Raw genomic sequence first — 13,401 nt, forward strand, 5'->3', positions numbered from 1 at the left:
CTCGGTCCGTCGATCCGGACCTATTGTCAGCCGGGCAGGTTTCGAATCGTGTCCAGGAGTTGGGCGACGCCGGCGGTCCGATCGGTCAGGTGCAGCCGCAGCAGTGGCCGGCCCCGCCCGGCGAGTGCTTCGCGGTCCCCGGCGGCCTGTGCCGCCTGGAGCTCACCGAAGGTGTACGGCCGGCCGGGCACCGGCAGGTCGTCGGTGACCGCGCCGGTGATCTGCAGGAACGCGCCGACCTGCGGCCCGCCCTTGTGGTACTGCCCGGTGGAGTGCAGGAAACGGGGACCCCAGCCGAAGGTCACCGGCCGGCCGGCGGCCGTGGCCAGCAGCGGGCGTACCGCCGCCGCGTCGGCGTCGCCGAACCGGTCCAGGTATGCCATCACGGCCAGGTAACCGTCGGCGTCGACCCGGTCGATCAGCCAGCGCAGCGCACCGGCCAGCCCACCGGGGACACCGTCGGGTCCGTACACCTCGATGGCTGCCTCGGCGAACGCCGGTGACTCCGACGGCGGCCCGGCCGCCAGAATCCGCTTGGTGTTCTCCTTCGACTCGGTCACGTTGGGCTGGTTGAACGGGTCGATGTCCAGCACCCGGCCGGCGATCGCGGTGGCGTACTCCCAGACCAGGAACTGGGCTCCGAGCGGGCCGTTGACCGCCAGGTCGGGACGGACCCCGCCGCCCGGCACCGTGCCCGGTTCGCTGGCTCCGCCGACGGTGACGGTGAGCACGTCCGGACCGTCGACCCCGGGAGAGTCCGGCGCCTCGACCACCACCGGCAGGATGCCGACGCCGTCCTTGCCGGTCGACTCGGCGATCAACTGCTCGATCCAGTCGCCGAGGCCCTCGATGCCGGTGCCGTCGGAGACCAGCGCCACCTTGTCCCGCCCGGTGGTGGCGGCGGCGCCGAGCGCGGCGCCGAGCGCCAGCCCGGGATTGTCCTTGTCCCCACCCAGCGCCGGGGACAGCGCCTCGGCCTGGTCGAGCAGCTCCGCCACGTCGACCCCGGCCAGCGCCGACGGGACCAGCCCGAAGGCGGTCAGCGCCGAATAGCGCCCGCCGACCTGCGGGTCGGCGAGCACGACGAAGGCACCCATCTCCTCGGCCGTGGTGGCCAGCGGCGAACCCGGATCGGTGACGACGACGAACCGCCGGCCGGCCTCCGCCTCGCTCAGCCCGGCGTCGAGGAACGCCTGCCAGTACGCCCGGCGGTGGCTGTCGGTCTCCACCGTCCCGCCGGACTTGCTGGCCACCACCACGACGGTGCGGTCCAGCCGGTCGCCCAGCGCCGCGCTGACCTGGCCCGGGTCGGTGGTGTCCAGCACCGTCACCGGTTTGCCCATGGTCCGCGAGATCACCTCGGGAGCCAGCGACGAGCCGCCCATGCCGGCCAGCACCACGTGGTCCAGGTCACCCAGCTCGGCGCGCAACTCGGCCAGCTGCGGCAGCAGCTCCCGGCTGCGCCGGAAGGTGTCCAGCCAGCCCAGCCGGATCTTGGCCTCGGCCTCGGCGTCCGGACCCCACAGGGTCGGATCCTTCTGGGCCAGCAGGCCCGGTACGCCGGCACCGACCAGGGCCGCCCGGGTGGAGGCGGCGGCACTGGCGTCGACCGTCTGGGCGCCGTAGACGGCCAGTCCGGCGGCGGCTTCGACACCGCCGTCGAAGAAGTCGCTCATGCGTTTCCCCCGGCCTGTGCGGCCGCCGCGGCGTGCCCACCGGCGGCCGTGTTCGGTTCGGCGGCACCGGCGGCGGCCGCCTCCAGCGAGGAACGCACCCCGTCGAGCAATTCCAACCAGCTCGCCTCGAACTTCTGCACGCCCTCGGTCTCCAGGGTGGCCACCACGTCGTCGAGGTCGATGCCGACGCCGACCAGGTCGTCGAGCACCTTGCGGGCGCTCGGGTAGGCGCCGGTGACGGTGTCGCCCCGGGTCTCGCCGTGGTCGGCGTAGGCGTGTACCACCGACTCCGGCATGGTGTTCACGGTCCCGGGCGCGATCAGTTCCTCGACGTAGATGACGTCCCGGTAGGCCGGGTTCTTGGTCGAGGTGGAGGCCCACAGCGGACGCTGCGGGTGGGCGCCGGCGTCGGCCAGGGCCTGCCAGCGGGCCGAGGAGAAGATCTCCGCGTAGCGCTCGTACGCCAGCTGCGCGTTGGCCACCGCGGCCTTGCCCTTGAGGGCCTTGGCCGCGTCGCTGCCGATCTTGTCCAGCCGCTTGTCGATCTCGGTGTCCACCCGGGAGACGAAGAACGAGGCGACCGACCCGATGGTGGTCAGGTCGTGCCCGTTCGCCTTGGCCTGCTCCAGGCCGTCCAGGAACGCCTCCATCACCTCGACGTAGCGTTCCAGCGAGAAGATCAACGTGACGTTGACGCTGATCCCTTCGGCCAGGGTGGCGGTGATCGCCGGCAGGCCGGCCTCGGTCGCCGGGATCTTGATGAACAGGTTCGGCCGGTCGACCAGCCACCACAGCGCCTTGGCCTCGGCGACGGTCTCCGCGGTGCGGTACGCCAGCCGGGGATCCACCTCGATCGACACCCGGCCGTCGACGCCGCCGCTGGCCTCGTACGCCGGGCGCATCACGTCGCAGCCCCAGCGCACGTCGTACGTGGTGAGCATGCGGACCGCCTCGTCCACGCCCACCCCCCGGCTGGCCAGCTCACGCAGCTGCCAGTTGTACTCGTCGGCGTTGGCCAGCGCCCCGGCGAAGATGGTCGGGTTGGTGGTGACGCCGACGACGTGCTTCTCCCGGCGCAGCTGGTCCAGGTTGCCGGTGCTGAGCCGCTGGCGGGACAGGTCGTCGAGCCAGACCGCCACGCCGGCGGCGCTGAGCTCGCCCAATCGGTCGGTCATCTGGAAGCCTCCTCAGTTTCCGGTGGTGGAGCCGGTGATGGAGCCGACGCGGGTCAGCGACGCGTGCGCCGCCGCGACCACCGCGTCGGCGGTGAACCCGAACTGCTCGAACAGCACCTGGTACGGCGCGCTGGCCCCGTAGTGTTCAATGCTGACCGATTCGCCACAGTCGCCGACCAGGTCCCGCCACGACATGGCGATACCGGCCTCGACGCTGACCCGCGCCTTGACTCCCCGGGGCAGCACCGACTCGCGGTACGCCTCCTCCTGCGCCCGGAACCACTCCTGGCAGGGCATCGAGACCACCCGGGTGGCCACCCCTTCGGTTTCGAGGCGCTCGCGGGCGGTGAGCAGCAGCTGCACCTCCGAGCCGCTGCCCATCAGGATCACCTGTGGTTGGGCGTTGCCCGCTTCGGCGAGCACGTAACCACCGCGGCGCACGCCGTCGGCTGGCGCGTACGTCTCGCGGTCGATCACCGGCACCGCCTGGCGGGTCAGCGCCAGCGCGGTGGGCCGGTCGGTGTGCTCCAGCGCCACCCGCCAGGCCCAGGCGGTCTCGTTGGCGTCGGCCGGGCGGACCACGTCCAGTCCGGGGATGGCGCGCAGCGCGGACAACTGCTCGATCGGCTGGTGGGTGGGGCCGTCCTCGCCGAGACCGATCGAGTCGTGCGTCCACACGTAGACGACCGGCAGCTTCATCAGTGCGGCCAACCGGACCGCCGGGCGCATGTAGTCGCTGAAGACCAGGAACGTGCCGCCGTACGGGCGGGTACCGCCGTGCAGTGCGATGCCGTTGAGGATCGCGCCCATCGCGTGCTCACGGATGCCGAAGTGCAGGGTGCGGCCGTACTCGTGGCCGGGGAACTCCTTGGTGGCGTACGCGGCCGGGACGAACGACGGCTCGCCCTTCATCGTGGTGTTGTTGCTCTCCGCCAGGTCGGCCGAGCCGCCCCACAGCTCGGGCAGCACCGGGGCGAGGGCGCTGAGCACCTTGCCGGAGGCGGCCCGGGTGGCGACCCCCTTGGCGTCCGCCGGCCAGTCCGGCAGCGCCTCGGTCCAGCCGGCCGGCAGGGTACGGGTGACCAACCGGTCGTACAGCGCCTTGCGCTGCGGGTCGGCCTGCGCCCACGCCTCGAACCGCTCCGACCAGGCGGCGTGTGCCCGCCGACCCCGGTCGAGCACCTCGCGGGCATGGGCGAGGATCTTGTCGTCGACGGTGAACTGTCCGGCCGGGTCGAAGCCGAGGATCTCCTTGGTGGCGGCCACCTCGTCGGCGCCCAGCGCCGAACCGTGGATCTTGCCGGTGTTCTGCTTGTTCGGCGCCGGCCAGCCGATGATCGTGCGCAGCGCGATGAACGACGGGCGGTCGGTCTCGGCGCGGGCCGCGGCCAGCGCCGCGTACAGCGCCTCGGCGTCCTCGTGGTACTCGCCGTCACCGGCCGAGCCGGCCCGCCAGTCGACGGTCTGCACGTGCCAACCGTACGCGGCGTAGCGGGCGGCGACGTCTTCGCTGAGCGCGATGCGGGTGTCGTCCTCGATGGAGATCTGGTTGTCGTCGTAGACGACGCAGAGGTTGCCCAGCTGCTGGTGTCCGGCGAGCGCGCTGGCCTCGTGGGTGATGCCCTCCTCGATGTCGCCGTCGGAGGCGATGACCCACACGTTGTGGTCGAAGACCGACTCACCGGGGGCGGCGTCCGGGTCGAGCAGGCCGCGTTCGCGGCGGGCGGCCATCGCCATGCCGACCGCGTTGCCCAGGCCCTGGCCGAGTGGACCGGTGGTGGTCTCGACACCCCGGGTGTGGCCGTGTTCCGGGTGGCCCGGGGTCAGCGAGCCCCACTGCCGCAACGCTTTGAGATCGTCCAGGCTCAGTCCGTAGCCGGACAGATAGAGCTGGATGTACAGGGTCAGGCTGGAGTGGCCGGCCGACAGCACGAAGCGGTCCCGGCCGGCCCAGTCCGGATCGCTCGGATCGTGCCGCATCACCCGGTTGAACAGCAGGTACGCCGCGGGGGCGAGGCTCATCGCGGTGCCGGGGTGGCCGTTGCCGGATTTTTCCACGGCGTCCATCGCCAGCACGCGTACGGTGTCGACCGCGCGGCGGTCGAGGTCGGACCAGTTCAGGGGGGCGTCGGTTGGTGTCGCAGCCACGGTGGATGTGCTCCTCGTCCAGCAGGTTTGGCGGAACCCTCGGCTCGACCCTATCGAGCAGGGTTGAACGCGCGCCCGCCGATCTCGACAACCGGATGGCCGGTGCCCGGCTGGCCGCCGCGATCGGACCCCCGCGCGCGGTGCCGACCGACCCGCTGGGCAGCGCCTCGGCGGTGGCCCGGATGTGATCGCCGGCACCTGGCAAGGGTCGGCCGGGCAGGGGAAATACCTGCGCGTAGGCTGTCGAGCGAGCGCCGGCCGGCAGGTCGCCGCCTGCCGAGAGGTCACCCGCGCCGACGCCGGAAGGTGCAGTCCGTGAGCATGGTCACCGAGCGTCCCGCCTCTGATCGGGCGAGGATGACGTCCACCGCCGCCGAGTTGAGCCGGGCCGGCGATCCGGACGCGGTGGCGGACGCGGTGACCGACCTGGACGCGGCGGGTGGCCTGGACGTGGTGACCGGGCAGCGGTATCCGGCCTCCGGCGGAGCGGACCTGCTGGCCGTGGTGCGGGCGTACGTGTCGTTGACCAAGCCACGCATCGTCGAACTGCTGCTGATCACCACGGTGCCGACGATGATGCTGGCCGCCGGCGGTCTGCCGCCGCTGGGCCTGGCCGCGGTGGTGCTCGTCGGCGGTGCGTTGGCGGCCGGTGCGGCCAACGCCCTGAACTGCTTCATCGACCGCGACATCGATCAGTTGATGCGCCGGACCAAGCGGCGGCCGCTGCCCACGCACGTGGTGGCACCCCGGCACGCGCTGATCTTCGGTCTGGTGCTGGCCGTGGTGTCGGTCACGTTGATGGCCGCCTTCACCAACTGGCTGGCCGCCGGGCTGACGTTGGCGGCGATCGGTTACTACGACCTGGTCTACACCCTGTGGCTCAAGCGCAGCACGTCGCAGAACACCTTCTGGGGCGGGATCTGCGGGGCGGCCCCGGTGCTCATCGGGTGGGCCGCGGTGACCGGCAGCCTGTCCGGGCTGGCCTGGTCCCTGTTCGCGGTCGTCTTCTGCTGGCAGATGCCGCACTTCTACGCGCTGGCCATCAAGTACAAGGCCGACTACGCCCGAGCCGGCATCCCGATGCTGCCGGTGGTCGCCTCGGCCCGCCGGGTCGACACGGAGATCGTGCTGTTCGCCTGGCTCACCGTCGCGGCGTCGGTGTCGGCGTGGCCACTGGGCCTGTCGATGGTCTACGGCGTGCCGGCGGTCGTGCTGGGCGTGGTCTTCCTGGCCGAGGCACACCGGCTGCCGGCCCGCTCCCGCCGTGGTCTGCCGCCGCAGCCGATGCGGCTGTTCCACTGGTCGACCACCTACCTGACGGTGCTGTTCGTCGCTGTCGCGGTGGATGCGCTGCTCTGATTCGACGGTCTGCCGGATATCGCCTGATGTGTACGTGATGCCACTGTTACCCGACCCGGCCTTGGGCAACGGTTGTGCAACGTCCGTTATGTCGTCCTTTGCGATAGACATTCGTCCTGTTTAGGGGCGCAAATCACCATCAATCATCTGTGGGCTTTCTTAATCCCGCGGGTAATTGGAGTCACAAAAAGCCGACATCTGATCGGCGAAACGTGGTCGGTCTGCTTACGCTTCGGCCATGGCAGATGGTTCCGATACGACGCTGACGACCGAATCCGTGACCGCGGATGCGCCCTCCGGGCTGGTCGCCGGCATCCGGTCCTTCGCCGCTGGCCACGGCGGCGCGAAGGCGGTCATCGAATACGTCGGCAAGCGTGGCGCGCGAATCGTCCTGGTGGGGCAGGACGGCGCCTGGGGTGACCAGTTCGCCGACGGTACCGACGTGGCCCGCGCGGCCTGCCTCAAGGCAGGTGTCGAGGTCGAGAACGAGTGGGAGCGGGAGCTGATGGACCAGATGCGCCCCAGCAACGACCTCTGGCGGTCGATGTCGCGGCGCAGCCTCGCCCGCTGACGGCCGGCCCGACCGTCGTACGATCTCCACCGTGTACAACGACCGACGACCAGTCCTGTGACTGGAGGAAACGAGCCGAGCGCGACCCGGGCAGCAGCTGCCCGGGTCGCGCTCGTCACCTGTGCTGACCTGCCCGACCTCGACCCGGACGATCGACTGCTGATCGCGCCACTGGCCGAGCACGGCATCCGGGCCGAGGCGACGAGCTGGGACGCCCGGCTCGACTGGGACGCCTATCTCCTCGCCGTCCTGCGTTCACCCTGGGACTACGTGCCCCGGCACGGTGAGTTCCTCGCCTGGACCCGCCAGGTGCCCCGGCTGGCCAACCCGGCCGACGTCGTCGCCTGGAACACCGACAAGCGGTACCTGGCCGAGCTGACCGCGACCGGCGTGCCCACCGTGCCCACCCACTGGCTGGCTCCCGGTCAACGGTGGGCACCCGCCTCGCCGGGAGAGTACGTGATCAAACCGGCGGTCGGCGCCGGCAGCGTCGACGCCGGACGGTACCGCTGTGCCGGCGCCCAGCAGCCCGGGGGCCAGGACGACCTGGCCCGGGCGCACGTCGACCGGCTGCATGCCGCCGGTCGTACGGTGCTGGTCCAGCCGTACCTGCCGGCGGTGGCGAGCCACGGCGAGACCGCGCTGATCTTCTTCGGCGGACCGGAAGGGCTCGCCTACAGCCACGCCATCCGCAAGGGCCCGCTGCTCGCCGGACCGGACGAGGGCACCGCCGGCCTGTTCCGGGCCGAGCAGATCGAGCCGCGGCAGCCGTCCGCCGCCGAGCTGCGGGTGGCCGGCCAGGTGCTCGCCGCGGTGCCGTCCGCCGGCGACCTGCTCTACGCCCGGGTGGACCTCATTCCCGGGCCGGACGGCGAACCGCTGCTGGTGGAGCTGGAACTCACCGAGCCGTCGTTGTTCCTCGCCCACGCGCCGGGTGCCGCCGCGCGGTTCGCCGACGCCATCGCCCACCACACCGGGCGTCGCGGCCTGGCCGGCACGCTCGGCAGCTGAGCACGTCTGCGGTGTCGGGTATGCCGGCGGCGCCGGGGAGCCACTACACCCGGGTCGACAGCCGTACCGGTGGCGATGGCGCGGCCTGCGGCGCGGTCGCGCTGTCCGCACCCCAGCCGATCGCGCCGAACGTGGCCGGCCGGCTGGCGCGCAGCCACAGCGCCCAACCCACCCCGGCCAGCGCGGCCAGCGCGTAGCCCGTCGGGAACCACCAGCGCAGCGGGGACGCGTCCGGCAATCCCAACAGGTCGCCGAAGCTGGTCACGGTGCCGATCAGGATTCCGCCGAGGGCGGTCGTGGCCATCCCCGGCGCGATCCAGCGACGCCAGGCTGACTCGACACGCCGGTGCCGGGCGAAGTAGCCGATCACGGCCAGCGAGGTGGCGGTCATCAGGATCAGTACCCCGAGGCCACCGGTGACGGTCAGCCAGAAGAACAGATGCGTGATGGGATCCAGCCCGGCGGCGGGGTAGGCGACGATCACCGCGACGGCCAGCGTGCTCTGGGTGAGGGAACCGAGTTTCGGTGCGCCGGTGCGCCGGTTGGTCCGGCCGAGCGCGGCGGGCAGCACTCCTTCGCGGCCGAGCGCGAACAGGTACCGCGCCACCGTGTTGTGAAACGCCAGCAGCGCCGCGAACAGGCTGGTGAGGAACAACAGTCGCCCGGCGTCCACGACAGACTGCCCTAGATGCGGGCTGACCAGTGCGAACATGAGTTCGGTGCCGTGCTGGCGGGCCTGTTCCACCACCTTGTCGGTGCCGGCGGCGACTGACATCGCCCACGCCGATCCGGCATAGCAGGTGCCGGTGATCGCGACGGCCAGGTAGGTGGCCCGGGCCACGGTCCGGCGCGGATCGCGGGTCTCCTCGGCGAAGACCGTGGTGGCCTCGACCCCGACGAATCCGGCGATTCCGCCGACCAACATCGCCGCGACTCCCGGGGTGAGCAGCTGGCCCGGATCCAGTGCCCGGCCGTCGACCGTACCCCCGGCCGGGTGGGCGAGCATGACCACGGCATATCCGACGATCACCGCGAGTTCCGCCAGCAGCAGTCCGGCCAGTACCCGACCGTTGAGGTCGACCCGGGCCAGCCCCAGGGCGGCGACCAGCGCCCAGCCGACCAGCGCGCAGACCCACCACGGCGCGGTGTACCCGCCGGCGGCGAGGACCTCGGCGGCGACCACGCCGAAGGCGCCGTACAGTCCGATCTGCATCGCGTTGTAGGCGACCAACGCGACGAACGCGGCGGCGATCCCCGGCACCCGGCCGAGCCCGTGCGCGACGTAGCTGTACATCGCACCGGCGTTGACGACATGCCGGCTCATCGCCACGTAGCCGACCGCGAAGATCGCCATCACCACGGCGATGAGCAGGTACGCCATCGGCACCGCTGTGGTCCCGGTGACCGCGAATCCGGTGCTGGCGCCGCCCGCGACCACGGTCAGGGGCGCTGCGGCGGCGAGGACGAAGAACAGGACGTGTGGCACCCCGAGGCGGGACCGGGCCAGCGTCGCGGCGACGGTTCCGCTGCGGGAGGAACGAAAAGTGGACACGGGAGACTCCGCAGGTGTTCGTTCAGCGTGATCAGTCGGACCCGGGCAGGTGGATCGGCCCTGCGGCGGGCAAGCTACGTCGGCCGCGCATCGGGATCAAAACCGCCGTTCGGATCCCTGGTCCAGGACAGGAAGCGGTCGAACAGGTCAGCGGCGGAGATGTCAGGCAGGTCATGGGCCGCCTGCGCCATCAGTTCCGCGGCGTACACGCCGAGGGCGACCTGGTCCAGATCGGCGGTGAGCCGGTGCCGGGCCGGCGGGCAGGGCCACGGTGCGCCGCAGATGGTGCATGCCCAGGACGGGCGGACCGGCAGGTGTGGGTCCTCCTGCGGCACGCCGCCCCCTCGCGGACCAGGGGTGCGGCAGCCGTGGCACGGGGAACCGCGACTGCCGCACCCGGATCATCTGTGCCGTGGGGGTCTGCCCCGGCACAGGCGTAGCCTCACCAATACGCTGCGCGATCGGGAGAGGTCGGCGGTCTTCAGCCGTCTTCAAAGGTCCGCCGCCGACGACCTGCAAAGGTCCAGCTGACGACCGCAAAGGTCCAGCTGGCGACCTGCGCGGTCGGCCTGCCGACGACCGGGGTCAGTTGGCGGGCACCAACAGCCGTTCGTCGGCCGTACCGGCGCTGTCGGTCACGGCGGCCGATTCCACGGGTGGCCCGTCCACGCCGACCGTCGCCGGCCGCCGGATCGACCAGAGCACGGCCAGTGTCGCCAGCCACACCAGGCAGGCGCCGAGCATGTGCGCGCTGACCAGCGCCACCGGCAGATCGGTGAGGTACTGGACCACACCGATCAGCCCCTGGGCCAGTTCGACACCGACCAACACGGCGGCCGCCCGGGTCACGGGCCGGGCCGCGCCGACCGCGCGTAGCGCGAACCACCAGGCCAGAGAGAGCCCGATCAGCAGTGCCACCGAGTCGGCGTGCAACTGGGACATCACCTGCGGATCGAGTCCGGTCCGGCCGGCGTCCGGGTCGCCGGCGTGCGGTCCGCTGCCGGTGACCACGGTGCCGAGCACCAGCACCACGAAGCTGACCGCGGTGATCACGAAGGCGAGGTGCCGCAGTGGCCGGGCCACGGTGTCGGTGGTGGCCGGCCCGTCCGCGCCGGTGCGTCGCCACAGCGCGTACGCGACCGCGAGCGCCACCATCGACAGCATGAAGTGCAGTGCCACCACCCAGGGGTTGAGCTGCACCCGGACGCTGATCCCGCCGATGACACCCTGCAGGACGATCAGGCCCAGTACGCCGACGGCCAGTCCGCGCAGGTCCCCGCGACGCGCGCGCAGCACGGCCACGACGGTCGCCAGGGCGATCAGCCCGACCAGGATGCCCAGCACCCGGTTGCCGAACTCGATCACCCCGAGGATGCCCATCTCGGGGGTGGTGACGTAGGAGTCCTCGGTGCAGCGGGGCCAGGTGGGGCAGCCGAGACCGGAACCGGTGAGCCGCACGCCGCCGCCGGTCACCACGATCGCGACGTTCGCCACGAGCGAGGCGAGGCTGAGTCGTCGCAGCGTGGCGGGGGACACGGAGAACCGGCCGGAACTGGTCACGGCCGCCATCGTACGCATGCCGGATCCCACATCGTGGCCTGGTGCCGGGCCGGTGCGACGGATCACCGCCGGAAGCGTTTGCGAGCGCCCACGGAAATACGTAACGTTGGCGTAGTGAAAAACAGGGCGGGCCTCCCGGGCGGCGGGCCGGCGACCCGGGAGGTCGTCGGCGGCCAGGACTTGCGTACCCGGGACCGGCTGGTCGTCCTGCTGTTGGAGCGGGGCGCGGCCACCGCCGCGCAGCTCGGCGCCGAGCTCGGTCTGAGCCCGGCGGCGATCCGCCGGCACCTCGACGCGATGCTCGCCGACGGCGACGTCGTCGCCCGGGACGCGGCCGTGCGGGGGCACCGCCGGCGGGGCCGCCCGGCCAAGGTCTTCCGGCTCACCGACGAGGCCCGGTCCCGGCACGGCCGGTACCGCTACGACAGCATCGCCGCCGCCGCGCTGCGCTGGATCGCCAACTACGGCGGTGACACGGCACTCGAGGAGTTCGCCGCGACCCAGGTGGAAGGACTCGAAACCCGATGCCGGGCCGCGCTGGCCGGTGCCGGCGACGACCCACTCGCGCGGGCGGAAGCCCTCGCCGCGGCACTGAGCGCCGAAGGTTACGCTGCCAACGCGTCCGCGATCGCGTCCGGGGGGCAGTTGTGCCAGCACCACTGCCCCGTGGCGCATGTGGCCGCCGAGTTTCCGCAGCTGTGCGAGGCTGAGACCGCGGTGATCTCACGCCTGGTCGGCACCCACGTGCAGCGCCTGGCCACCATCGCCCATGGCGACGGGGTGTGCACCACACACATTCCCGATCCGCGCCGGGCGGAGGCCGCTCCGACCGGTGCCGCCGCGTCCAGCGGGGCACCCGAACGTTCAACCGACCACGTCACCAGCACTGTGAGGACAGATAGATGACCGAGCAGACCGTCGCGCCCATCTCCCAGGAGGAGCACCTCGCGGCCCTTGGCCGGTACGAGTACGGCTGGGCTGACCGCGACGTGGCCGGGGCCGCCGCCCAGCGCGGCCTCAACGAGGCAGTCGTGCGCGACATCTCCGCGAAGAAGGGCGAGCCCGACTGGATGCTCGACCTGCGGCTCAAGGGCCTGCGACTGTTCGGCCGCAAGCCGATGCCCGCCTGGGGCGCCGACCTGACCGGGATCGACTTCGACAACATCAAGTACTTCGTGCGTTCCACCGAGAAGCAGGCCGCCAGCTGGGACGAGCTGCCTGAGGAGATCAAGAACACCTACGACAAGCTGGGCATCCCGGAGGCGGAGAAGCAGCGCCTGATCGCCGGGGTCGCCGCCCAGTACGAGTCGGAGGTCGTCTACCACAAGATCCGTGAGGACCTGGAGGAGCAGGGTGTGGTGTTCCTGGACACCGACACCGCGCTCAAGGAGCACGAGGACCTGTTCAAGGAGTACTTCGGCACGGTGATCCCGGTCGGCGACAACAAGTTCGCCGCGTTGAACACGGCCGTCTGGTCCGGCGGGTCGTTCATCTACGTGCCGAAGGGCGTGCACGTGGAGATCCCGCTGCAGGCCTACTTCCGGATCAACACGGAGAACATGGGCCAGTTCGAGCGGACGCTGATCATCGTCGACGAGGGCGCGTACGTGCACTACGTCGAGGGCTGCACCGCGCCGATCTACTCGTCCGATTCGTTGCACTCGGCGGTGGTCGAGATCGTGGTGAAGCCGAACGCCCGCTGCCGCTACACGACCATCCAGAACTGGTCGAACAACGTCTACAACCTGGTCACCAAGCGGGCCGTGTGCCACCAGGGCGCCACCATGGAGTGGATCGACGGCAACATCGGTTCCAAGGTCACCATGAAGTACCCGGCCGTGTTCATGACCGGCGAGCACGCCAAGGGCGAGGTGCTCTCGGTGGCGATGGCCGGTGAGGGACAGCACCAGGACGCCGGTGCCAAGATGGTGCACGCGGCGCCGAACACCTCCTCGACGATCGTGTCCAAGTCGATCGCCCGGGGTGGCGGCCGTACCTCGTACCGGGGCCTGGTGCAGGTGCTGGAGGGTTCGCACCACAGCCGGTCCACGGTCAAGTGCGACGCTCTGCTGGTCGACACGATCTCGCGGTCGGACACCTACCCGTACGTGGACATCCGCGAGGACGACGTGGCCATGGGACACGAGGCCACCGTCTCCAAGGTCAGTGAGGACCAGCTGTTCTACCTGATGAGCCGCGGTCTGAGCGAGGACGAGGCGATGGCGATGATCGTGCGCGGGTTCATCGAGCCGATCGCCAAGGAACTGCCCATGGAGTACGCACTGGAGCTGAACCGCCTCATCGAACTGCAGATGGAGGGCGCGGTCGGCTGACCGCCGGTACCGCACC

General features: G+C 71.2%; 11 protein-coding genes. 5 read left to right on the forward strand and 6 right to left on the reverse strand.

The genetic code is table 11. The annotated features are described in order from the left end of the window. Positions 1–26 precede the first annotated feature (26 nt). Genes ACN27F_RS31450 through tkt form a run of 3 tightly spaced genes read right to left on the reverse strand, consistent with a single transcriptional unit; the run spans position 27 to position 4,999 of the window. Positions 27–1,676: a glucose-6-phosphate isomerase gene (locus tag ACN27F_RS31450; protein ID WP_421439086.1), complete on the reverse strand. Its 1,650-nt coding sequence runs from the start codon at positions 1,674–1,676 to the stop codon at positions 27–29. Next, entirely contained in the window at positions 1,673–2,851 is a 1,179-nt protein-coding gene (gene tal / locus ACN27F_RS31455) for a transaldolase (protein ID WP_421439087.1), read from the reverse strand. The genes ACN27F_RS31450 and tal overlap by 4 nt, the downstream gene beginning before the upstream one ends. A 12-nt stretch (positions 2,852–2,863) precedes the next feature. Continuing rightward, positions 2,864–4,999: a transketolase gene (gene tkt, locus ACN27F_RS31460; protein WP_421439088.1), complete on the reverse strand. Its 2,136-nt coding sequence runs from the start codon at positions 4,997–4,999 to the stop codon at positions 2,864–2,866. 315 nt (positions 5,000–5,314) lie between these two features. Between tkt and ACN27F_RS31465 the strand changes: the two genes are divergently transcribed. The 3 genes from ACN27F_RS31465 to ACN27F_RS31475 all read left to right on the forward strand — a co-directional run bounded on the left by ACN27F_RS31465 (position 5,315) and on the right by ACN27F_RS31475 (position 7,940). Then, on the forward strand, positions 5,315–6,358 hold the full coding sequence (locus tag ACN27F_RS31465; protein ID WP_421439089.1) for a heme o synthase: 1,044 nt from the start codon (positions 5,315–5,317) through the stop codon (positions 6,356–6,358). A gap of 238 nt (positions 6,359–6,596) precedes the next feature. Continuing rightward, on the forward strand, positions 6,597–6,929 hold the full coding sequence (locus ACN27F_RS31470) for a hypothetical protein (RefSeq protein WP_421439090.1): 333 nt from the start codon (positions 6,597–6,599) through the stop codon (positions 6,927–6,929). Positions 6,930–6,986: 57 nt separating this feature from the next. Beyond that, a complete protein-coding gene (locus ACN27F_RS31475; RefSeq protein ID WP_421439091.1) occupies positions 6,987–7,940 on the forward strand; it encodes an ATP-grasp domain-containing protein in 954 nt (317 codons plus the stop codon). Positions 7,941–7,983: 43 nt separating this feature from the next. On the opposite strand, the gene ACN27F_RS31480 is transcribed toward ACN27F_RS31475, so the two are convergent. The 3 genes from ACN27F_RS31480 to ACN27F_RS31490 all read right to left on the reverse strand — a co-directional run bounded on the left by ACN27F_RS31480 (position 7,984) and on the right by ACN27F_RS31490 (position 11,070). Further along, positions 7,984–9,492: an APC family permease gene (locus ACN27F_RS31480; protein WP_421439092.1), complete on the reverse strand. Its 1,509-nt coding sequence runs from the start codon at positions 9,490–9,492 to the stop codon at positions 7,984–7,986. Positions 9,493–9,566: 74 nt separating this feature from the next. Beyond that, the gene (locus tag ACN27F_RS31485) at positions 9,567–9,827 is read right to left on the reverse strand and encodes a hypothetical protein (protein WP_421439093.1); all 261 of its coding nucleotides are present in this window, start codon (positions 9,825–9,827) and stop codon (positions 9,567–9,569) included. 250 nt (positions 9,828–10,077) lie between these two features. After that, positions 10,078–11,070 carry a COX15/CtaA family protein gene (locus tag ACN27F_RS31490; protein ID WP_421439094.1) on the reverse strand — a complete coding sequence of 331 codons (993 nt, stop codon included), beginning with the start codon at positions 11,068–11,070 and terminating at the stop codon, positions 10,078–10,080. 96 nt (positions 11,071–11,166) lie between these two features. Between ACN27F_RS31490 and ACN27F_RS31495 the strand changes: the two genes are divergently transcribed. Both ACN27F_RS31495 and sufB read left to right on the forward strand, forming a co-directional pair. Beyond that, complete coding sequence (locus ACN27F_RS31495) at positions 11,167–11,958, forward strand: helix-turn-helix transcriptional regulator (RefSeq protein ID WP_421439095.1); 792 nt, start codon at positions 11,167–11,169, stop codon at positions 11,956–11,958. Continuing rightward, positions 11,955–13,385: a Fe-S cluster assembly protein SufB gene (gene sufB, locus ACN27F_RS31500; protein WP_421439096.1), complete on the forward strand. Its 1,431-nt coding sequence runs from the start codon at positions 11,955–11,957 to the stop codon at positions 13,383–13,385. The genes ACN27F_RS31495 and sufB overlap by 4 nt, the downstream gene beginning before the upstream one ends. Positions 13,386–13,401: the final 16 nt, after the last annotated feature.

The sequence above is a fragment of the Solwaraspora sp. WMMB335 genome (genome assembly GCF_049179075.1).
Lineage (GTDB): Bacteria > Actinomycetota > Actinomycetes > Mycobacteriales > Micromonosporaceae > Micromonospora_E.